This window comes from uncultured Microbacterium sp., from assembly GCF_900078385.1.
Lineage (GTDB): Bacteria > Actinomycetota > Actinomycetes > Actinomycetales > Microbacteriaceae > Microbacterium.
The window spans coordinates 24,998-47,854 of sequence record NZ_FLQR01000001.1 but is presented as its reverse complement, the minus strand read 5'-3'; the positions used below and the strand labels follow the sequence as shown (position 1 = coordinate 47,854).

Here is a 22,857-nt window from a genome sequence, read left to right as displayed (position 1 = left end):
CGCGTCAGGCTTCGAAGCGGTAGCCGAGCCCGCGGACCGTCAGCAGCATGACCGGATCGCTCGGGTTCTCCTCGATGCGCGAACGGATGCGCTTGATGTGCACGTCGAGCGTCTTGGTGTCGCCGAAGTAGTCGCTCCCCCACACACGGTCGATGAGCTGGCCGCGCGTGAGCACGCGTCCGGCGTTGCGCACGAGTACCTCGAGCAGTTCGAATTCCTTCAGCGGCATGGGGATCTCGCGTCCGTCGACGGCGACGGTGTGGCGGTCGATGTCGATCGTGACGCGGCCGCCTTCGAGCACCCGGTCGTCGATGTCGCCGTCCGTGCTGTCCGCGCGGCGCAGCACGGCGCGCATCCGGGCGAGGAGCTCACGCGACGAATACGGCTTCGTGACGTAGTCGTCGGCGCCCAGCTCGAGCCCCACGACGATGTCGACCTCGGAGTCCTTCGCCGTCAGCATGATGATGGGAGTGGAGGACGTCGAGCGGATGATGCGGCACACCTCGGTCCCCGGCATCCCGGGCAGCATGAGGTCGAGCAGGACGATGTCGGCGCCGCGCGCGGCGAACGCGTCGAGGGCGGCGGGGCCGTCCTCCGCGATGTCGACCTCGAACCCCTCGCGCCGCAGCAGGTAGGCGAGCGGCTCGGCGAGGTCGGGCTCGTCCTCGACGATCAGGACGCGGGTCATGGCTGGTCTCCCTTCACGAGTCCGACGGACGGGTCGGCTCGCTTCTTGCGCTTCTTGGGCTTCTTCGACTTCTTGTGCGCGTCGACCGACGCGGGGTGCTCAGCGGCGGTGAGGCGGATGGTGAAGGTGGAACCACGCCCCGGGCGCGACCAGAGGAGCACCTCGCCGCCGTGCCGCTGTACGGCGTGCTTGACGATCGACAGACCCAGCCCGGTGCCGCCGGTGCGCCGGGAGCGGGCCTGGTCGGCGCGGTAGAACCGCTCGAACACCCGCTCCTGCTCGGCTTCCGGGATGCCGATGCCGCGATCGGTCACCGCGATCTCCACGAGGTCGTCGGTGCGCTTGACTCCGACACCCACCTGTCCGCCCGGCGGCGAGTACGCGATGGCGTTCGCGACCAGGTTGCCGACGGCCTCGATGAGGATCTGCACGTCGCCGCGGACGTAGAGCCCTCGGTCGCCGCCGCGGACGACGGTGATGCCGGCGGAGTCGGCGGCGACGGCCTGCGACTCGAGCGCGGCCGTCACGACCTCGTCGATCGACACGTCGCGGAGTTCGGTCAGGTCCTCGGCCGACTGCAGGCGGGAGAGGTTCATGATGCGGGAGGTGAGCTGGCCGAGACGCATGGCCTCGGCGGAGAGCCGGCCGGCGAAGTAGCGCACCTGCTCGGGGTCATCCGACGCGGACTCGATCGCCTCGGCGAGGAGTGTCACCGCCCCCACGGGGGTCTTCAGCTCGTGGCTCGTGTTGGCGACGAAGTCGCGCCGCATCTCCTCGAGGCGCTCCCGCTCGGTGATGTCCCGAAGGACGAGAAGCGTGAGGCGCGGCGTGATGGGCGTCGCGCGCGCGACGACCGATCGCGGCTCGGCCCCGCGTCGGAGGCGCAGCGTCTCCACCTGCGCGTGCCCCGTCGAACGCGCACGGCGGAGCAGCGTGCGCAGGTCATCGCCGGGCAGGCTCGATCCCTCCTGCATCCCGAAGAGCTCGGCGGGTGTGGAGGCCGCCACGATGAGCAGCGACGTGTCGACGACGATCGCGGTCTCATCCATCCCCTGCAGCACGTCGCGCGTGCCGTTCGGGATCTCCAGCGACGTCTCCACCCGTGCCCGTTCCCGGGCGCGCAGTGCCAGGAGGACCACGGCGGCGACGGTGCCGCCGATGAGCACACCCATGGCGAGGGCGAGCAGCGCCAGCGGCAGGGGGTCCATGCTCTCAGCGTAGGGTGGTGGGACGGCCGGCCGCCGACGGATTCGGCACGGTGGCGCCATTCACCGCCGAGTGTTCACGGATGCGGCACCGTTCGTTAACCTTCGCGGGAGATGATCGCGGGGTCGCCGGGCAGGGCCCCCTGCCATGCCCGCGACGGCCGCCGACGGCGGAGAGAGAAGGATGCTGTGATGCGCGGAGTGTTCCACCAGTCCCTCGAGGACGTCCAGGCGCGCCTGGTCGAGATCGCCGACCTCGTGACGATCGCGATCGAGAAGGCGACGCGGGCGTTCGCGACGAGCGACGTCGCCCTCGCCGAGGACGTCATCGAACAGGACCGGGTCATCGACGAGAAGGCGATCGCGCTCGACGAGCTCGCGATCGAGATCCTCGCCCGCCAGCAGCCCGTCGCACGCGACCTCCGCATCGTCGTGGCCGCACTCCGGGTCAGCGCGTCGCTCGAGCGGATGGGCGACATCGCCGAGCACATCGCGCAGCTCACGCGGATGCGCTTCCCCGAGCGCGCGATCCCCAAGGGCTTGAAGAACACGTTCACGAAGATGGGCATCCTCGACGTCGAGGTCGCGCGCACGCTCGCCGAGCTGCTTCGCACCGAGAACCTGGCCCTCGTCGAGGTGCTGCGCGCGAGCGAGGACAAGCTCGATGACCTGCACCTGTCGGTCTTCGAGAAGGTGCTCAGCGAGAACTGGCAGGGCGAGGCGGCCGCGACCGTCGATGCGACCCTCGCGAGCCGCTACCTGGAGCGCTTCGCCGACCACGCCGTCTCGGTCGCGAAGAAGGTCGCCTACCTCGCGACCGGCGACTGGACGCCGGACACCGACACCATCTCGGTCATCGTGGGGCACTCGGCCGACGAGTTCTGACCCGCGCCGGAACGACGAAGAGCGGATGCCGACCGGCATCCGCTCTTCGCATGTGCGGCGGCATCCGCCCGCGGCCCGCGCTGCCGAAAACAGCACGCGCTGCCGAACGTTCAGCCGCGTGTGCCGCTTTCGACCGCGCGCGCAGCGCGCGCGGCGCTACTTCTTGCCCTGCGCGGCCACGGCGGCGGCGCCGGCGGCGGCGGCCTCCGGGTCGAGGTATTCGGCGGGCTCGAGCGGCATGAGGTCCTCGCCGAGCCGGTACACGAGCGGGATGCCGGTGGGGATGTTCAGCTCGGCGATGTCGGCGTCGCTGATGCCGTCGAGGTGCTTCACGAGGCCGCGCAGCGAGTTGCCGTGCGCCGTGACGAGGACGGTCTTGCCGGCCTTCAGGTCGGGGACGATCTCGTCGTCCCAGTAGGGCAGCAGCCGGTCGATGACGAGCTTGAGCGACTCGGTGCGGGGCACGTCGCCGTCGATGTCCGCGTAGCGGGGGTCGTTCACCTGGCTGTACTGGTCGTCGTCGGCGAGGTCCGGCGGCGGCACGTCGAAGGAGCGGCGCCAGAGCATGAACTGCTCGTTGCCGTACTCCTCGAGCGTCTGCGCCTTGTCCTTACCCTGCAGGGCGCCGTAGTGGCGCTCGTTGAGGCGCCACGACCGCTTCACCGGGATCCACAGCCGGTCGGCGGCGTCCAGCGCGATGTCCGCGGTCTGGATCGCGCGGCTCAGCAGCGAGGTGTGCAGGATGTCGGGGAGGATGCCGGCTTCGGCGAGCAGCTCGCCGCCGCGCTGGGCCTCGGCTTTGCCCTGTTCGGTCAGGCGGACATCCACCCATCCGGTGAACTGGTTGGACTTGTTCCACTCGCTCTGCCCGTGGCGGAGGAGGATCAGCGTGTACGGCGCGGTCATGCCGCCATCCTATCGGCGAGGGCGCTGGCATCATGGGGGGATGGCGCCGGGGAAAGTCACCGCGGGCGTGGTCGGTCAGATCACGCGCGGGACGACGAACACGAACCGGCTGCGCCGCGTCGACCGGTGGATCGCCCGACACCCGGTGCTGCGCCGCACGCCCGATCCGCTCGTGATCGACCTCGGCTACGGGGCGAGCGGTGTGACGGCGTTCGAGCTCGAGGCGCGGCTGCGCCGCACCCGTCCGGACGTCGAGGTGCGGGGCCTGGAGATCGACCCGGCGCGGGTCGAGCGGGCCGTCGCCCAGCTCGCCGAGGTGCGGTCCGGTCGCACGCCGTTCGCGTCCGACGCGCACGTGTCCTTCTCACGCGGCGGGTTCGAGGTGCCGCTGCCCGATCGGCGGCGACCCGCCGTCATCCGCGCGTTCAACGTCCTGCGCCAGTACGACGAGGCCGAGGTCGCGGGCGCCTGGCAGCGCATGGCGGCGCGCGCCGCGCCGGACGGCATCCTCGTGGAAGGCACGTGCGACGAGCTCGGCCGCATCTGCACCTGGATCGAGGTCGGTGCCGACGCGCTCCCGCGCACCCTGACGCTCTCGCTGCGCCTCGCCGACCTCGAGTCGCCGCTCATCGCGGCCGAGCGGCTGCCGAAGGCGCTCATCCATCGGAACGTGCCGGGCGAGCGCGTGCACGCGTTCCTCGCCGCGCTCGAGTCGGAGTGGGTGCGGGCCGCGCCGGCGTCGACCTTCGGACCGCGGCAGCGCTGGGAGGCTGCGCTCGGCGCCCTGGCGGCGGCGGACTGGCCGGTGGCGGGACGCGCCGGCGGCGGGCGGTCCCGCTGGCGGCTGGGCGAGGTCACGGTGCCGTGGTCGGCCGTCGCGCCCGGGGCGTAGCACCCAAGCGAACACCCGCCTACATCCGCGGCAGCGCGGCCCGAGCCTCCTCCGGCGGCAGTCCCGTCGCCGTCAGCAGGTCGACCGCGAACGGGCGGAGCGCGCCGATGAAGTTCTGATCCAGCACGGCGCCCGGCCCCGCGAGCGTCGCCGGGTCGAGGCGCGTGGCGACGGCACGCAGCGCCTCCCGCGCGACCGGCTCCAGGGAGATGTCGTCGAGCGACTGCGCGATGAGATCCGCGCCGCGGCGCAGCTCGTCCACGAGGTCCGCCGCGATGGGTCGCACGGCGCCGTCGTCGCAGAGGTAGACGACGCGGCGGGCGATGACGCGGAGGTTCCGGGTGGCGAGGTCCATGGCCTCCCGGATCCGCGCCTGGCGGTGCATCTCGAAGCGCTGGCGGCGCAGGAACGGGGAGATGCGGGCGATCGCGGCGCCGGATTCCAGGGCCGTGCGCCAATCGTCGACCGTGCCCTGCAGGGCGCGCGCCTTCTCGAGCCCGCGATCCGCGCGGCGCCGGTCGCCGCGGCGCAGCGCATCGACGAGCGTCGCGGCAGCCCCGTCGAACGCCGCGAACAGCGCCCGCCCGTCGCGGGTGACCGCGCGCAGCGGGCTCCGCGGCACGAGCGCCGTCACGAGCAGCGCCGTCACACCGCCGACGGCGCCGTCGATCAGCCGGAGGAACGGCACGTTGGCCGGGATCACGATGACGATGAGGCTCTGGATCGTGGCCGCGATCGCGAAGCTCGCCTGCGCGGAGAGGAATCGTGCGACCACGAGCGTCGCGGTGAGCGTGATCGCCAGCTGCCACCACCCGACACCCACCCCGAGGGCGATGAGCTCGGCGACGAGGATGCCGACCATCATGCCGATCACGGTCTCCAGCACCCGAGCGGGGCGCGCGTCGCGCACGAGCCCGAGGCTGGAGACGGTCACGACGCCCGCCAGCAGCGGGGCGGGGTGCCCGAGCACGTAGTGCGCGAAGGCGAAGGCGGCCGTCGCGGCGACCACGATCTGGACGATCGCCGGCAGCGACTCGCGCACCCGCGATGCGCTCCGCCGCAGGTCCACGCGCGCGGCGAGGCCGGTCCGGATCGGGGCCGTCGCCGGCGCCGGGTCGGTCACGCTAGCGCCGGCGGGACAGCCGCGGCAGGCGCGGGATGGATGCCGTCCGCCCGGCGTCGGGCGGGACGATGAGCTCCTGCGCCGCGGCGACGATGCCGTCGGCGGTCTGGACCGTGAGGGGTGCGTCGACCGGCGTCGTGCGCTTGACGAGGGCGAGCGCGATCGGGCCCTCCTCGTAGTGCCGGGCGGCGGAGGTGACGACGCCCACGACGTCGTCTCCCGCGTGCACGGTCGCGCCGGGGCCGGGCAGCTGCGCGTCGCTGCCGTCGAGCTGCAGTGCGATGAGCCGGCGCGGCGGGTGGCCCAGGTTGTGCACCTTGGCGACGGTCTCCTGGCCGCGGTAGCAGCCCTTCTCCAGGTGCACGGCGGTGCGGAGCCAGTCCACCTCGTGCGGCAGTGTGCGCCCGTCAGCCTCGCGGGAGACCCGCGGGCGCCAGGCGGCGATGCGGAGGGCATCGACGGCGAGCCGGCCCGCGACGGCGCGTTCGCCGCGCGCGGCGGCCGCCGCGAGGGCGGCGTACGCCTCGACGGTCACGACGGCCTCGCTCCAGTCCCGCTCGCTGCCCGGGTGCGGCTCGGCGGCCGCGTAGGCCCAGCCGCCCGCTGCGACGGCCGGCCACGGATCGTGCCAGAGGGCCGCGGCGGAAAGGTCCGCGAGTGCTGCCGCGGTGCCGCCGATGACGCGGAACTCCGCCGAGGCGTCCTGCGGGTCCACGCGGAGCCGGAACCGCATCCGGGTGAGCCAGGTCAGCAGCCCCGCCGCGTCCGTCTTGTCCACGATGAGCCACGTCCGCGCGCCATCATCCACGACGGATGCCGCGTGCTCCACGTGCCCGTGCGGGTCGAGGACGAGAAGTTCGGTGCTCTCCCCCGGCGCGAGGCGGGCGAGGGCCTGCGACGTGAGGGAGTCGAGCCACGTGAGCCGGTCCTCCCCTGCCACCGTCAGTACTGTCCGGTCTCCGAGGGGCGCGACGGCGGTGCCGCGGGCGAGGTCGCGCTGCTCGCGCATCGGATCGCCGGCGTGCACGAGCCCGTCGTCATCGATGACGGCGCCCGGGACCTGTGCGAACGCGTCGGTCATCAGTCGGCCCGCGCCAGACGTGCGGAGGCGTGCGAGGCGAGCTCGCCGCCGAGCGCGGCGACATCCCATGCCCAGAGCAGGTGGCCGTCGACGTAGCCGTACAGGCGTGTCGCGGCAGCGTAGGGCTTCGCTCCGGCGGGGCGGACGACGGCGTCGGTCGCGATGTCGATCCGGGGTCCGGCGACCTGGCCGAGGTACAGCTCGCTGATCCCGTCGGAGTGGACGAGGGCGACCTCGATCTCGAAGGCGTCGTCAGCGGTGCGCAGCCCCTCCACGTCGTCGGCGGTGCGGGCAGGGGCGCCGGCGATCACGGGCGGCAGCAGCGCGGGCCCGGGGTCGGCGTCGGTCGCGGGACGCGCGAGCCGCCAGTAGCCGCTCTCCGCGACGAGCGGCGTGCGGGCGCCGTCCTCGCCGAGCAGCCATGCGCTCGCGGTGTAGTTCAGATGGCCCTGGCCGTCGTGACTGAAGCTCACCCGATGCGCGAACTCGCCGGAGAAGGCCGCGTCGCCCGCGTGGTAGTCGATGACACCCGTGCCCTCCCAGACTCCGAGGAGCCAGGACAGCGGAACGATCTCCGCCGGCAGGTCGGTGGGCAGGTCGATCACGACGTCAGCGCTGGCCGCGGTAGAGGTTCTTGATCACGACGCCGGAGACGAACACGATCGCGAGCGACGCGAGTCCGAGCAGCCCGACGAAGAAGAGTTCGAGTGCGACGAGGTCCATGGCCCCTACTCTACGCCGACGGCAGGCACCGCCGGATCAGCCGGAGAACAGCGTGGCGAGGCCGAAGCCGACCCCGATGAGGCCCATCACGAGCAGCGATCCGAGGATGCTCGCGGCGACCCGCTCGATGAAGCCCTGCGAGCGGCCGAACCACAGATGCACGATGAACGACACGATGACGCAGGCGCCGAGACCCACGGCCATCCAGGCGGCCCGCCACTCCGGCGGGGCGATGAGACCGACCGCGAGCGCGACGACCGCGGCGAACACCCACGCGACGATGACGCCGACGAACGTGCGGCGCGGTGCGAGATCGGGGACCGTCATGCCTCCATTGTGGCGCACCCTGCAGCGAATGACCCCCGTCGCCGCGCGACGATCGGCCCCCGCGGAACGCTCTAGGATGATGGCACGGTCGGTCATCCGCACCGGGAAGGACCTCACCCTCTTGGCTCAGCTTCTCGTTCTGAGTTCCGCGCACGGCGGCGGCCCCGTTCTGCCCGCGCTGGAGCTGCTGAGCCACCGCGCCCGCCAGATCCCCGCCGAGCCGGCGCAGCTCGTGAATGCGCCCAGCGCCGACGTCATCTTCGTCGACGCGCGGATGGACCTCGTCGGCGCCAAGTCGCTGTGCAAGATCCTCAACACGACGGGCCTCGACGCCCCGCTGATCCTCGTCGTCACGGAGGGCGGCCTCACGGCCGTGTCCACCGATTGGGGCATCGACGATGTCATCCTCTTCTCCGCCGGTCCCGCCGAGGTCGACGCGCGCATCCGTCTCGCCGTCGGCCGGGTGAGCAAGGAGCAGGTCTCCACCCGCATCCAGACCTCCGGCATCTCGATCGACGAGTCGTCGTACTCCGCGAAGGTGCACGGCAAGCCGCTGGATCTCACGTACAAGGAGTTCCAGCTCCTGCACTTCTTCGCGACGCACCCCTCGCGCGTCTTCACCCGCGAGCAGCTGCTGAGCGAGGTGTGGGGCTACGACTACTTCGGTGGCACCCGCACCGTCGACGTGCACGTGCGGCGCCTGCGCGCGAAGCTCGGCGACCTCGAGCAGCTCATCGGCACCGTCCGCAACGTCGGCTACCGCTTCAACGTCTACGAGGACGACCAGCTCCCCACCCCGCGCGAGTCGTCCCAGGCCTGACCCGTGCGCCAGATCCGTTCACACGGCAGTCACTCCGGACTGCAAGGATGAGGGGATGATCGACACCGAGGTTCTCGACTCCGGTCTGGGCGACGCCGACGACGACGACTTCGACTCGGCGGAGGCGTACGACTCGCAGCTGCCCGACGGCCGGTACACCGACCGCGAGGTCAGCTGGCTGGCGTTCAACCAGCGCGTCCTGGAGCTGGCGGAGGATCCGTCTCTGCCGGTGCTGGAGCGCGCGAACTTCCTCGCGATCTTCGCCAGCAATCTCGACGAGTTCTTCATGGTGCGCGTCGCCGGTCTGAAGCGCCGCATCGTGACGGGCCTGGCGGTGCCGACGAACGTGGGCCGCTCGCCGCAGGACGTGCTCGCCGACATCTCCGCCGATGCGCACGCGCTGCAGCTGCGGCACGCGCACGCGTGGGCCGACCTCGTCCGCCCGGATCTCGCCGAGGCGGGCATCGAGCTCGTGTCGTGGATCGACCTCGACGACGAGGAGCGCACGGCCCTCTACGACTACTTCCAGTCGCAGGTCTTCCCCGTCCTCATGCCGCTGGCCGTCGACCCGGCCCACCCGTTCCCCTACATCTCCGGGCTGTCCCTGAACCTCGCGATCCGCATCCGGAACGCGAAGACCGGTCGACAGGAGTTCGCTCGCCTGAAGGTGCCGCCCATGCTGCCGCGGTTCGTCGCCGTGCCCGGCGGCGGCCCGGGCCGATCGCGCTACCTTCCGCTCGAGGCGCTGATCTCGGAGAACCTGCGCGACCTCTTCCCCGGGATGGAGATCCTCGAGCACCACACGTTCCGCCTCACCCGCAACGAGGACGTCGTCATCGAGGAGGACGAGACCGAGAACCTCATCCAGGCCCTCGAGGCCGAGCTGCTGCGCCGCCGCTTCGGCCCGCCGATCCGCCTCGAGATCACCGAGGACATGGACGACGTCACGCTCGACCTGCTGCTGAGCGAACTCGACATCACGGCGCAAGAGGTCTACCGCCTGCCCGCACCGCTCGACCTGCGCGGCCTGTTCGACCTCGGACGCATCGACCGCCCCGAGCTGCGCTACGCGGCGCACGTGCCGACGACCGCGACCGCGTTCCAGCCGGCCGAGCAGAACGGCCGCGCCGACCTGTTCGCCGCGATCCGCGCCGGGGATGTGCTCGTGCACCACCCGTACGAGTCGTTCAACACGAGCGTCGTGGCGTTCCTCGAGCAGGCCGCGCGCGACCCGCACGTGCTCGCCATCAAGCAGACGCTTTATCGCACGTCGGGTGACAGCCCGATCGTCGAGGCGCTCATCGACGCCGCCGAGAACGGCAAGCAGGTCCTCGCGCTCGTCGAGGTGAAGGCCCGGTTCGACGAGGCCGCGAACATCGTCTGGGCGCGCAAGCTCGAAAAAGCCGGCGTCCACGTCGTGTACGGCCTCGTCGGGCTGAAGACGCACTGCAAGCTGCTGCACGTCATCCGCGAGGAAGACGGGATGCTGCGCAGCTACAGCCACATCGGGACGGGGAACTACAACCCCAAGACGAGCCGGATGTACGAGGACTTCGGGCTGTTCACCGCCGATGAGCAGGTGGGCCGCGACCTCACGCGCCTCTTCAACGAGCTGTCCGGCTACGCGATCGAGAAGAAGTTCAAGCGCCTCCTCGTCGCCCCGCTGCACCTGCGGAAGGGGCTGCTCCGTCAGATCGACCGCGAGCGCCGCAACGCGCTGGCCGGAAAGCCCGCGCACATCCGCATCAAGGTCAACTCGATGGTCGACGAGCAGATCATCGACGCGCTGTACCGGGCGAGTCAGGCGGGCGTGCGCGTCGAGGTCTGGGTGCGGGGCATCTGCTCGCTGCGCACCGACCTGCCCGGCGTGAGCGACTCCATCACGGTCCGCTCGATCCTGGGGCGCTACCTGGAGCACTCCCGCATCTTCGCGTTCCACAACAACGGCGACCCGCAGGTCTTCATCGGCAGCGCCGACATGATGCACCGCAACCTCGACCGCCGCGTCGAGGCGCTCGTGCGCGTCGTCGCGCCCGCCCACGTCCAGGAGCTCATCGAGCTGTTCGACACCGCGATGGCCGACACGACGAGCTCGTGGCACCTGGGCGGAGACGGCGTGTGGACGCGGCACAGCGTGGGCGAGGACGGCAAGCCCCTCGCCGACCTGCAGGAACGGACGATGTCCCTGATCCAGCGCCGTCGCCGGGCGCGCGCGGCCCGATGACCGATACGGCCGTCTACGCCGCAGGCGGCGTCGTCTGGCGTCTCGTCGAGGGCAAGCTCATGGTCCTCGTCATCCACCGCACCGCGTACGCCGACGTCACCCTCCCCAAAGGCAAGGTCGACCCGGGCGAGACGCTCGCCGAGACGGCGGCCCGCGAGATCTTCGAGGAGACCGGCATCGCCGTGGCCCTCGGCATCCCGGTCGGCGTCTCGCGGTATCGGATGCCGAACAAGCGGCAGAAGATCGTGCACTACTGGGCCGCGGAGGCCACCGAGGACGCGATCCGCGCCTCGGCGTTCGTGCCGAACAAGGAGATCGCCGCCCTCGAGTGGGTGACGCCCAAGAAGGCGCTCAGCTACCTCAGCTATCCCGTCGACATCGAGATCCTCGAGCAGTTCCTGACCTTCGTGGAGGACGGCATCCTGTCGACCTTCCCCATCGTCGTGCTCCGCCACGCGAAGGCGACCGCGCGGGAGGACTGGGACGGTGCGGACACCGCGCGGCCCCTGACGACGCGCGGCGCCAAGCAGGCGCACGCGATCGTGGGTCCGCTGCGCGCGTTCGGGGTCAGAAAGCTCATCTCCAGCGACGCCGTCCGGTGCGTCACGACCGTCACACCGCTCGCCGCCGCGCTCGGCCGCAAGATCGACCGCACGCCGCTGCTGAGCCAGGACGCGTGGGAGGAGGGCGCCTCCGACGCCCGCTCCGTCGTCGGCAAGCGGGTGCGCAGCCGCAAGCCCGCCGTGCTCTGCTCGCACGGGCCCGTGCTGCCGGAGATCCTCGCCGAGCTCGCGCTCGCGACGGGGACCCTCCGCGGGTCGTACCTGGGCAGCGCGTCGGCTCTCGAACCCGGCTCGTTCTCCGTCGTTCACCTGTCGGCCACGAACCCGGGATCGGGGATCGTCTCGATCGAGACGCACGTCCCGAAGGTCTGAACGCGGTCTGAGCGCGGTCTGAGCGCGGTCTGAGCGCGGTCTGAGCGGGGTGCGGGCGCAGCGTCAGGGTGTCTCGATCCGTTCACCTTTCGTTCACCCGGAAAGCGCACGCTGGTCAGAGACGGTGTTTACCGTCGGGACGAGCCCTGCACCAGGGCGCAACCTGACAACCCGAAGGATCACACAGTGAAGCTTTCCCGCATCGCCCAGCTGGGCGCTGTCGCCGCCATCGCGGCCCTCACGCTCACCGCCTGCGCGTCGAACGAACAGACGCCGGGTGCCGGCCCGTCCGCCGAAGAGACGACGGTCGCGCTGACCGGCCAGCTCGTCGGCCAGGGCGCCTCGTCGCAGCAGGTCGCCGTGCAGGCCTGGACCGCCGCCTTCCTCGCCGCCAACCCCGACGCGCAGGTCGACTACGACCCGGCCGGCTCCGGCACGGGCCGCGAGTCGTTCCAGCAGGGCGCCGTGAACTTCGCCGGCTCCGACCGCCCCTTCAAGGCCGAGGAGATCTCGGCCGGCGGCTTCGGCGCGTGCGCCGCGGACTCCGGCATCGTGGAGATCCCCGCCTACATCTCGCCCATCGCGATCATCTTCAACGTGCCGGGCGTCGACGCGCTCGACCTCGACGCGGCCACGGTCGCCGGGATCTTCGCCGGCACCATCACGAACTGGAACGACCCGGCCATCGCCGCGACGAACTCCGGCGTCGAGCTGCCCGACCTGGCGATCAACCCCGTGCACCGCTCCGACAAGTCCGGCACGACCGGCAACTTCACCGACTACCTCGCCGCGAACGCGCCCGATGTCTGGACGTTCGACAGCGTGGAAGAGTGGCCGGCCGGTGTCGTCGGCGAGGCCGCGGAGAAGACCTCGGGCGTCGTCAACGCCGTCAAGGCCGGCGAGGGCTCGGTCGGCTACGCCGACTCGTCGCAGGCCGGCGGCATCTCGTCGGTCAACATCAAGGTCGGCGACGAGTTCGTCGGTCACTCCGCCGAGGGCGCCTCGGCGACCCTCGACGTCTCGAGCATCGAGGAGGGCCGCACCGAGGGCGACCTCGCCTTCGCGATCGACCGCACCACGACAGAGGCCGGCACCTACCCGCTCCTCCTCGTCAGCTACCTCATCGGCTGCGAGCAGTACGAGGACGCCGACGTCGCGGCGCTGACCAAGGCGTTCTTCACGACCGCGGTCAGCGAAGAGGGCCAGCAGTCCGCTGCCGACAACGCCGGCAGCGCCCCGATCTCCGACGAGCTGCGCGAGAAGTCGCTCGCCGCGATCGAGCTGATCAAGTAATCCCCTGCGGCCCCTCGGCTTCGCGCCGAGGGGCCGCATCCCCATCGACAAGAGAGCAGCGATGACAGCCCCCACCGCCGAAGCACCCGCGCGGATCGAGGCGAAGAAGCGCGCCGGAGACATTTGGTTCTCCGGCACCGCGCTGTTCGCCGGGTCGATGATCGTGGTCACCCTGGCCGCGGTCGCGATCTTCCTGATCGTCCAGTCGGTACCCGCCTTCAGCGCGACGAGCGACACCGCCTCGCTGCTGAAGAGCGACTTCTGGTCGTACGTCCTGCCGCTGCTGTTCGGCACGATCTGGGCCGCGTTCCTCGCCCTCCTCGTCGCCGTGCCGCTGTCGATCGGCATCGCCCTGTTCATCACGCACTACGCCCCGCGCCGGCTCGCGCAGACCCTCGGCTACGTCGTCGACCTGCTGGCGGCCGTCCCCTCGGTCGTCTTCGGCCTGTGGGGCATCCTGGTCTTCGCGCCGGCCCTTGTCCCCACCTACTCGTGGCTCAACGAGTACCTCGGCTGGATCCCGTTCTTCTCCGGCCAGGTGCTCAACAGCGGCCGTACGATCCTCACCGCCGCCCTCGTCCTCGCCGTCATGGTCGTCCCGATCATCACCGCCATCTGCCGCGAGATCTTCCTGCAGACGCCGCGGCTGCACGAGGAGGCGGCGCTCGCCCTCGGCGCGACCCGCTGGGAGATGATCCGGATGGCGGTGCTGCCGTTCGGCCGCTCCGGCATCGTCTCGGCATCCATGCTCGGTCTCGGCCGCGCGCTCGGCGAAACGATGGCCGTCGCCATGGTGCTCTCGGCCACGAACGTCGTGACGCTGCAGCTGCTGACCTCGCAGAACCCGTCGACGATCGCGGCCAACATCGCGCTGACCTTCCCCGAGGCCTACAAGCTCAACATCAACATCCTCATCGCGACGGGCCTCATCCTCTTCATCGTCACGTTCGCGGTCAACGCCGTGGCCCGCTGGATCGTGGGCCGGCGCAAGGAATTCTCGGGGGCCAACTGACATGACCACGCTCGCTCCCTCCCCGACCCCCGTGCGCGCCGCCTCGGCCCACACGAGCCTCACGAGCGGCCGGCTGCCGCGCTGGGCGCCGTGGGCACTGCTCGTGCTGGCCCTGGCCGTCTCGGCCGCCGTGTTCCTCCTGGTCAGCGCCGCGGCCGGGACCGAGTTCCCGCTGACCGGCTGGCTCGTCGTCGGCGCCGTGCTGTACCTCGTGCTCATCTACGTGCTGTCCCGCATCGTCGAGGGCGCGCGCCGCGCTTTCGACCGCTTCGTGACCGGTGTCGTCTCGTGCGCGTTCGCCATCGCGATGGTCCCGCTCGTCTCGGTCGCCGTCACGGTCGTCGGACGGGGCGTCGCCCGCTTCGACGGCGTGTTCTTCTCGTCCTCGATGCGCGGCATCCTGGGCGAGGGCGGCGGTGCCCTGCACGCCATCATGGGCACCCTCCTGATCACCGGCGCCGCGGCGCTCATCTCGATCCCGATCGGGCTCATGACGGCCATCTACCTCATCGAGTACGGGCAGAACACGCGCCTCGGCCGGGCGATCACCTTCCTCGTCGACGTCATGACCGGCATCCCCTCGATCGTCGCGGGCCTCTTCGCCTACGCGGTGTTCGCGCTCATCTTCGGCCCCGGCGTCCGCATGGGCATCGCCGGTGCCATCGCGCTGGCGGTGCTCATGATCCCCGTCGTCGTCCGCTCCAGCGAGGAGATGCTGCGCCTCGTGCCGAACGAGCTGCGCGAAGCCGCCTATGCGCTCGGGGTGCCGAAGTGGCTCACGATCGTCAAGGTCGTCCTTCCCACCTCGATCGCCGGCATCACGACCGGCATCATGCTGGCGATCGCCCGTGTCATCGGTGAGACCGCGCCGCTGCTCATCACCGCCGGGTTCACCGACTCGATGAACTACGACCTCACCGACGACCGTATGCAGACCCTCCCCGTGTACATCTACTCGCAGTACGCCTACCAGGGCATCCCGCCAGAGGCGTACGTCGACCGCGCGTGGGCCGCGGCCCTCACCCTCATCCTCATCGTCATGGCCCTGAACCTCGTCGCGCGCATCGTCGCGAAGGTGTTCGCGCCCAAGACCGGCCGCTGACCGCGGCCCGATCGGAAGAAACTCGTGTCCAAGAGCATCGAAGTCAACGACCTCAACGTCTACTACGGCGATTTCCTCGCCGTGGAAGGCGTCGGCCTGGAGATCCAGCCGCGCAGCGTGACCGCCTTCATCGGCCCGTCCGGCTGCGGCAAGTCCACGTTCCTGCGCACCCTCAACCGCATGCACGAAGTGATCCCCGGCGCGCGCGTCGAGGGCGAGGTGCTGCTCGACGGCGACGACCTGTACGGCCCCGGAGTCGACCCGGTGCTTGTGCGCCGCCAGATCGGCATGGTCTTCCAGCGCCCGAACCCGTTCCCGACGATGTCGATTCGGGAGAACGTGCTGGCCGGCGTGAAGCTCAACAACCGCCGCATCTCCAAGTCGGATGCCGAGACGCTCGTGGAGAGCTCGCTCGTCGGCGCGAACCTCTGGAACGAGGTCAAGGACCGCCTCGACAAGCCCGGCTCGGGCCTGTCCGGCGGCCAGCAGCAGCGCCTCTGCATCGCTCGCGCCATCGCCGTCTCCCCCGACGTGCTCCTCATGGACGAGCCCTGCTCGGCCCTCGATCCGATCTCGACCTATGCCATCGAGGAGCTCATCGGGGAGCTGAAGAAGGACTACACGATCGTCATCGTGACCCACAACATGCAGCAGGCCTCGCGGGTGAGCGACCGGACGGCGTTCTTCAACATCGCCGGCACCGGCAAGCCCGGCAAGCTCATCGAGTACGACGACACCGCGACGATGTTCACGACGCCGTCCGTCCAGGCCACCGAGGACTACGTCTCCGGCCGCTTCGGCTGAGCCGATCGGCTGAGCCTCAGCCCGTCCGGACGCGCTGCCACGCGTCGAGCGCCTCGGACGCGCGCGGGGCGTCGTCCACGGCGCGCCGCAGCAGGGTCCCGACGAGCGCGACGGGGTCGGTCTTCGCATCCCACGGCGCCGCAGTCATCTGCTGGTAGCCGAGGACGGCCGCCACGATGACGACGGCCCTCGCACGCGCCTCCGCCGCGGGGATGCCGAGTTCCGTCAGCAGCTCCTCGATGCCCGCGACCCGGCGCTCGGTGACGCCCGCGACCATGTCGGCGACGCCGGCGGCATCCGCGTCCACGTAGAGGGTGCGCTCGCCGGTCCGCAGCGCCGTGCGGTGCGCGATGACGAGCAGGAGAACGGCCAGCCGACCGCCGGCCGTCTGCTCGCGCTGGAGCTCGGCGATGACCCCGTCGGTCTCCAACTGCTCCCACCGCTCCAGGACCGCCAGCAGCAGCGCCCGGCGATCGGCGAAGTGCCAGTAGAAGGAGCCCTTCGTCGAGCCGAGCACCCGCGCGACCGCCTCGACGCGCACGGCGGCCAGCCCGTCGGTCTGGAACACCGTGTAGGCGGCGTCGACCCACTCGTCACGACCCAGTCTTGCCATGGACCATACGTTAGCGTATGGTCAAACCGTTCCGTACGGTGGGGTATGGAACGAAGGGAGTTCTCCGATGTTCGACGCACCCTCGTTCTCCTCGCTGGTCTTCGATGAGATCGCCGATCCCGACTACACGCACGTGACGGTCGACATCCTGCCCGCGCATGCTGTCGCCGATCCCGCGGCGTGGGCGCGGAGCCTCTTCTCCCCCGATGCGCTGCCGCGGTGGCTGACCGCTCCGATGCGCGCGCTGGCCGTACTCCGGCGACGCTCCGTCGCCCCGTTCTGGGAGCGGTTCACGGTGCGGCGTGTCGTCGGCGAAGAGGCACTGATCCGGTGGGACGCCCGCGTGGTGGATCTGCGGGTCGCCGTCGGCGTGGACGAACGGCTGAGCCTGGTCCGCGTGATCACCTCGATGCGGTTCAAGGGTGCACGCAGCCGCGTGCTGACGCTGCCGGCTCGGGTCGCGCTGCCGTTCGTCCTGCGCGGCATGGTCGCCCGGGCGAAGCGGTCGCTGTCCGGCGTGACCGCCTGACGCGCGGTCAGTCGCGCGCTCAGTCGCGCGGGCTCCGCAGTCGGGTCCGCTGCGGCAGCGCTCAGACCCCAACGGCGGAGATCGTGCGCGCTGCGGCGAGATATGCCATCCATTCAGCCGTCGCGGACGCGAAACCCGCCGTTAGGTCCGCGGCATGGCCTCCTCCCCCGGTGGTCATTACGCGACGAGTGTCGACAGGATGCCGGGGCCGCTGCACGGTGCGCGGGTCCAGGGAGGCAATGTGTCGTGGGTGTGCAGATCCGAGCCGTCGATCGTCGCGACCCGCGAGCTGCGCGGGCGGGGAGTGACGCGGGCAGGAATCGCGGCGGCGCTGCGCAGCGGAGAGTTCATGCGTGTGCGGCGCGGCGTCTACTCCACCCTCGACGCCTGCCCGCTGGCGATCAGGGCTGCCGCGCACGGCGGCGCGCTGGCGTGCGCGAGCGCGGCGAGACATCTCGGACTGTGGGTTCTGGAGAGCGATCCGCGCCCGCACGTATGGATGGGGGCGGGTGGCCACCGCCGGCATGACGAAGGATGCGGGTGCATCGAGCACTGGGATGACGGGCCGCCGCGCGACGCGTTCGGGATGCCGTCGGTCCCGCGCATCCTCCGCCAGATGCTCGGCTGTCTCGGCGTGGAAGCGTTCTTCGTCGCGCTCGAGTCCGCGCGGCGACAGGGGCGGCTCACCCGCACCGGCCTTGACTGGCTCCGCGCGAACACGAACGCCACCGGGCGGAAGGCGATCACGCTCTCGCGCGCTGATGCCGACAGCGGCCTCGAGTCGCTGCTGCGGTGGCGACTCCGCGCGCACCGGCTGCGCGTGCGCACCCAGGTGAAGATCCGCGGCGTCGGGCGTGTCGATGTGCTGATCGGCGAGCGGCTCATCGTGGAGACCGATGGCCGCGACAACCACGACCCCGACTCCCACCGACACCGCGACCTCGTGCGCGACGCGAACGCGGCGGCGCAGGGATACCGGACTCTGCGCTTCGACTACGCCTTGGTCGTCCACAACTGGGACCTCGTCGAGGCCGCCATCATCGGCGCCATCGTCGCCGGGCACCACCTCGCGGCCTGAGGCGCCTCGACTCGCCTGTCCCCAACGGCGGGGATCCTGCGCACGGCGCCGGAGTTCGGCATCCGTTCGACCCACAGGGAACGAAATCCGCCAGTCGGTCGCGGCCTCGACCGACTGCGAGGCCCAGCGGCGGAGATCGTGTGCCGCGCGCCTCGCAGCGGCATCCGTTCCGCCCGACGTGGCACGAAATCCGCCGTTGGGTCGGGGTCACCCGGTCGGTGCGCAACGGCGGAGATCGTGGGCCGCGAGCCGCGCAGCGGCATCCGTTCGGGCCCGCCGTGGCACGAAGTGCGCCGTTCGGTCGGCGCCGAGCGGGTCGCTACCCAACGGCGGAGTTCGTGTGGGTGGCGCCGCGCAGCGGCATCCATCCGGGCCCACCGGCCATCAAATCCGCCATCAGGTCGCCGAAAGCGCGGTCAGTCGCGCGGGCTCCGCAGGTACTCGTTCATGGATGCCGTGACCTCTGCGTCGTGCGGCAGCGCCTGCCCGTCGACGGCGACGATCGGCGCCGCGAGACGGACGCTCGAGACAAGCCACGCCGCATCCGCGGTCAGCAGGTCCGCGGCGGGGATCGTCTCGTAGGCGGTCGCGAATCCCTGCAGGGCCAGGTGCTCGAACAGGCTCAGCTGGGTCGTGCCGTGCAGGATGCCGCCGTTCGGCGCCGGCGTCACGAACGTGTCGCCACGGCGGAGGATGAGCGACGCGGTCGGCGCCTCGAGCACGAAGCCGTCGCTCGAGACGAAGACGGCGTCGTCGGCTCCGCGGCGCTTCGCCTCGCGGATCGCCGCCATGTTCACGGCGTACGACAGGGTCTTCGCACCGAGCAGCAGCCACGGCGCGCGCGCCGGCACGCCGATGTCATACCCGCGGTCGAGGGTGACGACGCGGATGCCGTCGGCGCGTGCCGCCGTGAAGTCCCCGGCCGTCGCCGCCGTGACCCACGCCGTCGGCGTCGGGCCATGCTCGACGCCGCGGCTGAGGATGAGCTTGATGACGGCTTCGCCGTCGCCGCAGCGGGCAGCCGCCCGGACGATCGCCTCGCGCCACTGCGCGACGTGCGGCGCGGGCAGGTCGCACAGGTGCGCCGAGTGCGCGAGACGCTCCAGATGCGCCTCGACCTCCTGCGCGTGCCCGTCGACGACGCCGATGGATTCGAAGATGCCGTCGCCGCGTTGCGTGCTCAGCTCGCCGACGGTGAGCGCGGGGGCGGACGGATCCACCTCCGTGAACGTCGTCGAGAAGTCGGTGCGGGCATCGTCGGATGCCGCGGGGTCGATCATGAGGGCGAAGCGCCAGGCCATGCTCCGAGCCTAGCCTCCGGGAATACCCGCTCCGCGGTCTCGGTTACACTGGTTCGGCCGGGCCGCAGTAACCCCGGGCTCCATCTTCTGCCGCTGTGAGCGGCCTCGCGCCGAGAGGCGTTCTGCGGCCCGGCACTTTCCTGCCCCGGCGCGGATCATCGCAGCGATCGCAGCGGCGATTCAGGTCAGCGCGTCCCGGCGCCACAGCGCCGCGCAGGCGCTCAGATCCTCGCCGTAGGTCGACAGGCGCAGCGCGCGCGTCGTGAACGCGGTGGCCCGGTCGGGCTCGGCCGCGTCGTAGTCGTCCGCGAGATCGGTGGCTCCCGCCGCCTCGACCCGCGAGAACGATGCGGCGCGGTCCAGCGCAACAGCGAAGTCGCCCGTGAACACGCCGCGCAGGATCTCGTCGATGAGACTCATCAGCTCGTCCGGCCCGGCCGGTGTCGGCGCGCCCGCGACGACGTCATCCGGCGACGCCAGCCGCGTGCGCCCGCGTTCGTACAGGAGGGCCGCCGTCTGCGGGTCGTCGTGGATCATCAGCTGCAGCAGGTACAGCCGCCACAGCGCGCCCGGCAGCGACCGCGCCGGCGAGCGCGACCACAGCTCGGCGATCGTGTCGATGCCATGGTCGTCGGTGAAGGCGACGAGACGGTCGACGACCTCGCCCTCCGGGTCGCTGCGCACGCGCGAGAGCAGAGCGGATGCCGTGACATGCGCGACGCGCGACACCTCCGCGGGGTCCTCCGCGGCGAAGCGGCGATCGAACGTCGAGGCGGGCCGGCGCAGCGGCTTGTGGAACTCCCTCGGCTCGTCGGTCATGCCTTCCAGGCTACCGGCCGTCGCCGACGGCGGGCCGGCTCAGGCCGTGGGGATCGCGACGATCGGGTCGGTGGTCGGGTCGCCATCCGGCGATCCCCCGGCCTGCTCCACCGTGATGGCGATCGTGTCACCGGGCTCCACCGCGCCGGTCAGAAGCGTCGTGCTCTCCGCACCCGACGCGTCGAACGTGCCGGCCGAGATCGCCTCCTCGCCGCGGACGAACCACAGCTCGAACGTGCGGTCGGAGGGGATCTCCGGAAGGCCGTCGGCGACCAGCACCACCTTGCCGAGCGACTCCGACCAGTGCACGGTCGCCTCACCGCCGTCTGCGAGCTCGGCCGTGGCCGACTCGGCATCCGGCGCCTGCTCGATCTCCTCGAGCGCCTGCACGGCAGGCGGGTCGGCCCAGAGATTCGCGAGCGCTCCCGCACCCCAGCCGAGCCCCACGAGCAGGACGATGGATGCCACGAGCCCGAACAGACCGCGCGTCCAGGTGCGGCGCTCGATGGCCTGCACGACCTCCGTCGGGGGTCCGGCGCTCGGCGCCGGGGGCGCATCGGCCGCGATCGAGGCGGGAACCTCCGGCAGCGGCGGCACGGCCGGCGCGTCCTCGGTCGCCCCGGCGTCCGCCGTGGTCGGATCGGCGGCGGGCGCGGCGCTCTCCCGCGCGATGCGGCTCAGCAGACGCGAGCGCATGTCGACGGGCGGGGCGACATCCGCGACGCCTTCCGCGAGCACGACGACAGTTTCGGCATCCACGTCGACGATCGCCGCCCACTCGGGGTGCGCGGCGAGCGCGTCCGTGTACGCGCGCTCGTCCTCCGGCGACAGCGCGCCGAGGGCGTGCCCGGCCGACAGTTCGGCGAATTCTTCCTCGTTCACAGCGCCACCCCCATCTCCGTGCGCAGGCGCGACAGTCCGTCGCGCATCCTCGTCTTGATCGTTCCGAGCGGCGCGCCCACGAGGGCCGCCACTTCGCTCTGACTGTAACCACCGAAATAGGCGAGGGTCAGCGCCTCACGCTGCGGCTCGGGAAGCGCGGCCAGCGCGCGCGCCACCCGCCTGCTCTCGATCCTCAGTTCGACTTGCTCGTCCACGTTCTGCTGCGGTGTGCTGAGATCCCGGAGACCGGCTTTCACATCCCGGTCCGCACTGGCTTGCGACGACCGAACCCGATCGACGGCCCGCCGATGCGCAATTGTCAGCACCCACGACCTTCCCTGCCCCTTGTTCGGAGCGAAGGATGCGGCGGATTGCCATACGTCGAGGAAGACCTCCTGGAGGACCTCTTCGCTCTGCGCGCGGTTCACGAGTACGCGGAGGATGAGACCGAAGGCGCGCGGCGCGAGCATGTCGTACAGCCGCGCGAAGGCGTCGTGGTCGCCCGCGGCCGTGCGGATGAGGAGGTCGGCGGCGTGATCAGTCGCCGGCCCGTCCTCGGGCACGTCCACACCATCGATGACCATCTCCACCAGCATGCCTCATCACCTCCCCTCCTGCGCGCAGGCGGATCACCCGAATGTGAAGGAAGAGCACCTGCACTCCGGGGTCGACCTGCCGGTTTCGTCGGCGGCGGCGACGCATCGGAGGGATTCCGGCCGGATCCCCATCCGATGCGAGGAGGGTTCCGAACCATGTGTGAGGCCGCATCCGTGGCCCCACACTCATGGAGGACATCATGCTCAGCACCAAGAAGAAGATCACCGTCGCTCTGACCTTGACGCTCGCCGGCGCCTTCGCGCTGTCGGCCTGTTCGATGGGCGGATCGACCGCCGAGGAGTCGATGGATCCCGCCCCGCAGGCGAGCGAGACCATGGCGCCCGAGGAGACCATGGACCCGGCCGCGAACCTCGTGGGCGCCGGTTGCGCCGACTACGCCGCGGCTGTTCCCGACGGCGCCGGCTCGGTGCAGGGGATGTCGCAGGACCCCGTGGCCGTCGCCGCGTCCAACAACCCGCTCCTCACGACCCTCGTCTCGGCCGTGAGCGGCGAGCTGAACCCCGACGTGAACCTCGTCGACACCCTCAACGGTGGCGAGTTCACCGTCTTCGCCCCGGTCGACGACGCGTTCGCGAAGATCGACGCCGCGACGATCGAGACCCTCAAGACCGACAGCGAGCTGCTGACCTCGATCCTCACCTACCACGTGGTCGAGGGCCAGATCGAGCCGTCCGACATCGCCGGCATGCACACGACCCTCAACGGCGCCGACCTCGAGGTCACCGGTTCGGGTGACGAGTGGATGGTCAACGACGCCATGGTCATCTGCGGTGGCGTGCAGACCGCCAACGCCGTGGTCTACCTCGTCGACTCGGTGCTGATGCCGCCGACCGAGTAACCCGGTCATGTGGTACCCGGTCGAGTGAACCGGGAAGAGGCCCTCGGACCCCGCGCTAGGCTGGGTTCCGAGGGCCTCTAGCTCAGTCGGTAGAGCATCGGACTTTTAATCCGCGGGTCGTGGGTTCGAGCCCCACGGGGCCCACCGCGTCATCTTCGC

At 71.0% G+C, this 22,857-nt stretch carries 24 protein-coding genes and 1 tRNA gene; 13 read left to right on the top strand and 12 right to left on the bottom strand.

All coding sequences use genetic code 11. The annotated features are described in order from the left end of the window. Positions 1 to 4 precede the first annotated feature (4 nt). Both QZL85_RS00275 and QZL85_RS00270 read right to left on the bottom strand, forming a co-directional pair. Positions 5 to 688, bottom strand: coding sequence for a response regulator transcription factor (locus QZL85_RS00275; protein WP_295572207.1), 684 nt, complete (start codon positions 686 to 688; stop codon positions 5 to 7). Beyond that, positions 685 to 1,896: a cell wall metabolism sensor histidine kinase WalK gene (locus tag QZL85_RS00270; RefSeq protein ID WP_295572205.1), complete on the bottom strand. Its 1,212-nt coding sequence runs from the start codon at positions 1,894 to 1,896 to the stop codon at positions 685 to 687. The genes QZL85_RS00275 and QZL85_RS00270 overlap by 4 nt, the downstream gene beginning before the upstream one ends. 189 nt (positions 1,897 to 2,085) lie before the next feature. Between QZL85_RS00270 and phoU the strand changes: the two genes are divergently transcribed. Then, complete coding sequence (gene phoU, locus QZL85_RS00265; protein ID WP_295572201.1) at positions 2,086 to 2,778, top strand: phosphate signaling complex protein PhoU; 693 nt, start codon at positions 2,086 to 2,088, stop codon at positions 2,776 to 2,778. Between the two features lie 156 nt (positions 2,779 to 2,934). Here phoU and QZL85_RS00260 read toward each other — a convergent pair whose 3' ends face one another. After that, entirely contained in the window at positions 2,935 to 3,684 is a 750-nt protein-coding gene (locus tag QZL85_RS00260) for a phosphoglyceromutase (protein WP_295572198.1), read from the bottom strand. A 40-nt stretch (positions 3,685 to 3,724) separates the two neighbouring features. Here QZL85_RS00260 and QZL85_RS00255 point away from each other — a divergent pair, with 40 nt between their 5' ends. Further along, positions 3,725 to 4,576 carry a class I SAM-dependent methyltransferase gene (locus QZL85_RS00255; RefSeq protein ID WP_295572196.1) on the top strand — a complete coding sequence of 284 codons (852 nt, stop codon included), beginning with the start codon at positions 3,725 to 3,727 and terminating at the stop codon, positions 4,574 to 4,576. A 19-nt stretch (positions 4,577 to 4,595) separates the two neighbouring features. On the opposite strand, the gene QZL85_RS00250 is transcribed toward QZL85_RS00255, so the two are convergent. The 4 genes from QZL85_RS00250 to QZL85_RS00235 form a co-directional block, all read right to left on the bottom strand. Continuing rightward, positions 4,596 to 5,699: an aromatic acid exporter family protein gene (locus QZL85_RS00250; RefSeq protein ID WP_295572193.1), complete on the bottom strand. Its 1,104-nt coding sequence runs from the start codon at positions 5,697 to 5,699 to the stop codon at positions 4,596 to 4,598. Between the two features lies 1 nt (position 5,700). Beyond that, positions 5,701 to 6,780, bottom strand: coding sequence for a folate-binding protein YgfZ (locus QZL85_RS00245; RefSeq protein WP_295572191.1), 1,080 nt, complete (start codon positions 6,778 to 6,780; stop codon positions 5,701 to 5,703). Beyond that, positions 6,780 to 7,385, bottom strand: a complete 606-nt coding sequence (locus tag QZL85_RS00240; protein WP_295572188.1) for an FABP family protein — start codon at positions 7,383 to 7,385, stop codon at positions 6,780 to 6,782. Before QZL85_RS00240 ends, QZL85_RS00245 begins: the two co-directional genes overlap by 1 nt. Before the next feature lie 154 nt (positions 7,386 to 7,539). Next, the gene (locus QZL85_RS00235; RefSeq protein WP_295572186.1) at positions 7,540 to 7,830 is read right to left on the bottom strand and encodes a hypothetical protein; all 291 of its coding nucleotides are present in this window, start codon (positions 7,828 to 7,830) and stop codon (positions 7,540 to 7,542) included. A gap of 121 nt (positions 7,831 to 7,951) precedes the next feature. On the opposite strand from QZL85_RS00235, the gene QZL85_RS00230 reads away from it, so the two are divergent. From QZL85_RS00230 to pstB, 7 genes are all read left to right on the top strand, one after another. Continuing rightward, positions 7,952 to 8,650 (top strand): winged helix-turn-helix domain-containing protein, encoded by a 699-nt coding sequence (locus QZL85_RS00230; protein ID WP_295573876.1) that lies wholly within the window; start codon positions 7,952 to 7,954, stop codon positions 8,648 to 8,650. A 55-nt stretch (positions 8,651 to 8,705) separates the two neighbouring features. After that, positions 8,706 to 10,874 (top strand): RNA degradosome polyphosphate kinase, encoded by a 2,169-nt coding sequence (locus tag QZL85_RS00225; protein ID WP_295572184.1) that lies wholly within the window; start codon positions 8,706 to 8,708, stop codon positions 10,872 to 10,874. Further along, entirely contained in the window at positions 10,871 to 11,809 is a 939-nt protein-coding gene (locus QZL85_RS00220) for an NUDIX hydrolase (RefSeq protein WP_295572181.1), read from the top strand. Before QZL85_RS00225 ends, QZL85_RS00220 begins: the two co-directional genes overlap by 4 nt. A 186-nt stretch (positions 11,810 to 11,995) precedes the next feature. Next, positions 11,996 to 13,102 (top strand): phosphate ABC transporter substrate-binding protein PstS, encoded by a 1,107-nt coding sequence (locus QZL85_RS00215; protein WP_295572178.1) that lies wholly within the window; start codon positions 11,996 to 11,998, stop codon positions 13,100 to 13,102. 61 nt (positions 13,103 to 13,163) lie between these two features. Then, positions 13,164 to 14,114: a phosphate ABC transporter permease subunit PstC gene (pstC, locus tag QZL85_RS00210; protein WP_295572177.1), complete on the top strand. Its 951-nt coding sequence runs from the start codon at positions 13,164 to 13,166 to the stop codon at positions 14,112 to 14,114. Position 14,115: 1 nt separating this feature from the next. Continuing rightward, entirely contained in the window at positions 14,116 to 15,216 is a 1,101-nt protein-coding gene (gene pstA, locus QZL85_RS00205) for a phosphate ABC transporter permease PstA (protein WP_295572174.1), read from the top strand. A gap of 24 nt (positions 15,217 to 15,240) precedes the next feature. After that, positions 15,241 to 16,020 (top strand): phosphate ABC transporter ATP-binding protein PstB, encoded by a 780-nt coding sequence (gene pstB, locus QZL85_RS00200; protein WP_295572171.1) that lies wholly within the window; start codon positions 15,241 to 15,243, stop codon positions 16,018 to 16,020. A 16-nt stretch (positions 16,021 to 16,036) separates the two neighbouring features. Here pstB and QZL85_RS00195 read toward each other — a convergent pair whose 3' ends face one another. Continuing rightward, entirely contained in the window at positions 16,037 to 16,633 is a 597-nt protein-coding gene (locus tag QZL85_RS00195) for a TetR/AcrR family transcriptional regulator (protein ID WP_295572168.1), read from the bottom strand. 67 nt (positions 16,634 to 16,700) lie between these two features. Between QZL85_RS00195 and QZL85_RS00190 the strand changes: the two genes are divergently transcribed. Continuing rightward, on the top strand, positions 16,701 to 17,162 hold the full coding sequence (locus tag QZL85_RS00190; RefSeq protein WP_295572165.1) for a DUF2867 domain-containing protein: 462 nt from the start codon (positions 16,701 to 16,703) through the stop codon (positions 17,160 to 17,162). A gap of 250 nt (positions 17,163 to 17,412) precedes the next feature. Continuing rightward, the gene (locus QZL85_RS00185; RefSeq protein WP_295572162.1) at positions 17,413 to 18,240 is read left to right on the top strand and encodes a type IV toxin-antitoxin system AbiEi family antitoxin domain-containing protein; all 828 of its coding nucleotides are present in this window, start codon (positions 17,413 to 17,415) and stop codon (positions 18,238 to 18,240) included. A gap of 416 nt (positions 18,241 to 18,656) precedes the next feature. On the opposite strand, the gene QZL85_RS00180 is transcribed toward QZL85_RS00185, so the two are convergent. The 4 genes from QZL85_RS00180 to sigK form a co-directional block, all read right to left on the bottom strand. Then, entirely contained in the window at positions 18,657 to 19,541 is an 885-nt protein-coding gene (locus QZL85_RS00180; RefSeq protein ID WP_295572160.1) for an aminodeoxychorismate lyase, read from the bottom strand. 180 nt (positions 19,542 to 19,721) lie between these two features. After that, on the bottom strand, positions 19,722 to 20,360 hold the full coding sequence (locus QZL85_RS00175; RefSeq protein ID WP_295572158.1) for a DNA-directed RNA polymerase subunit beta: 639 nt from the start codon (positions 20,358 to 20,360) through the stop codon (positions 19,722 to 19,724). A gap of 39 nt (positions 20,361 to 20,399) precedes the next feature. Further along, positions 20,400 to 21,242, bottom strand: a complete 843-nt coding sequence (locus tag QZL85_RS00170) for an anti-sigma factor (RefSeq protein WP_295572155.1) — start codon at positions 21,240 to 21,242, stop codon at positions 20,400 to 20,402. Then, complete coding sequence (sigK, locus tag QZL85_RS00165; RefSeq protein WP_295572154.1) at positions 21,239 to 21,838, bottom strand: ECF RNA polymerase sigma factor SigK; 600 nt, start codon at positions 21,836 to 21,838, stop codon at positions 21,239 to 21,241. Before sigK ends, QZL85_RS00170 begins: the two co-directional genes overlap by 4 nt. A 200-nt stretch (positions 21,839 to 22,038) precedes the next feature. On the opposite strand from sigK, the gene QZL85_RS00160 reads away from it, so the two are divergent. Both QZL85_RS00160 and QZL85_RS00155 read left to right on the top strand, forming a co-directional pair. Beyond that, complete coding sequence (locus QZL85_RS00160; RefSeq protein ID WP_295572151.1) at positions 22,039 to 22,698, top strand: fasciclin domain-containing protein; 660 nt, start codon at positions 22,039 to 22,041, stop codon at positions 22,696 to 22,698. Between the two features lie 71 nt (positions 22,699 to 22,769). After that, positions 22,770 to 22,842: transfer RNA gene (locus QZL85_RS00155), tRNA-Lys, on the top strand. Positions 22,843 to 22,857 lie beyond the last annotated feature (15 nt).

Bases quoted from the DNA above. Each gene is read 5' to 3' on its own strand.
- QZL85_RS00195 (WP_295572168.1), bottom strand. From the start codon at position 16,633: ATGGCAAGACTGGGTCGTGACGAGTGGGTCGACGCCGCCTACACGGTG.
- QZL85_RS00275 (WP_295572207.1), bottom strand. From the start codon at position 688: ATGACCCGCGTCCTGATCGTCGAGGACGAGCCCGACCTCGCCGAGCCG.
- QZL85_RS00190 (WP_295572165.1), top strand. From the start codon at position 16,701: ATGTTCGACGCACCCTCGTTCTCCTCGCTGGTCTTCGATGAGATCGCC.
- sigK (WP_295572154.1), bottom strand. From the start codon at position 21,838: ATGCTGGTGGAGATGGTCATCGATGGTGTGGACGTGCCCGAGGACGGG.
- QZL85_RS00225 (WP_295572184.1), top strand. From the start codon at position 8,706: ATGATCGACACCGAGGTTCTCGACTCCGGTCTGGGCGACGCCGACGAC.
- phoU (WP_295572201.1), top strand. From the start codon at position 2,086: ATGCGCGGAGTGTTCCACCAGTCCCTCGAGGACGTCCAGGCGCGCCTG.
- pstA (WP_295572174.1), top strand. From the start codon at position 14,116: ATGACCACGCTCGCTCCCTCCCCGACCCCCGTGCGCGCCGCCTCGGCC.
- QZL85_RS00255 (WP_295572196.1), top strand. From the start codon at position 3,725: ATGGCGCCGGGGAAAGTCACCGCGGGCGTGGTCGGTCAGATCACGCGC.
- pstC (WP_295572177.1), top strand. From the start codon at position 13,164: ATGACAGCCCCCACCGCCGAAGCACCCGCGCGGATCGAGGCGAAGAAG.
- QZL85_RS00270 (WP_295572205.1), bottom strand. From the start codon at position 1,896: ATGGACCCCCTGCCGCTGGCGCTGCTCGCCCTCGCCATGGGTGTGCTC.
- QZL85_RS00160 (WP_295572151.1), top strand. From the start codon at position 22,039: ATGCTCAGCACCAAGAAGAAGATCACCGTCGCTCTGACCTTGACGCTC.
- QZL85_RS00180 (WP_295572160.1), bottom strand. From the start codon at position 19,541: ATGGCCTGGCGCTTCGCCCTCATGATCGACCCCGCGGCATCCGACGAT.
- QZL85_RS00235 (WP_295572186.1), bottom strand. From the start codon at position 7,830: ATGACGGTCCCCGATCTCGCACCGCGCCGCACGTTCGTCGGCGTCATC.
- QZL85_RS00220 (WP_295572181.1), top strand. From the start codon at position 10,871: ATGACCGATACGGCCGTCTACGCCGCAGGCGGCGTCGTCTGGCGTCTC.
- QZL85_RS00175 (WP_295572158.1), bottom strand. From the start codon at position 20,360: ATGACCGACGAGCCGAGGGAGTTCCACAAGCCGCTGCGCCGGCCCGCC.
- QZL85_RS00245 (WP_295572191.1), bottom strand. From the start codon at position 6,780: ATGACCGACGCGTTCGCACAGGTCCCGGGCGCCGTCATCGATGACGAC.
- QZL85_RS00260 (WP_295572198.1), bottom strand. From the start codon at position 3,684: ATGACCGCGCCGTACACGCTGATCCTCCTCCGCCACGGGCAGAGCGAG.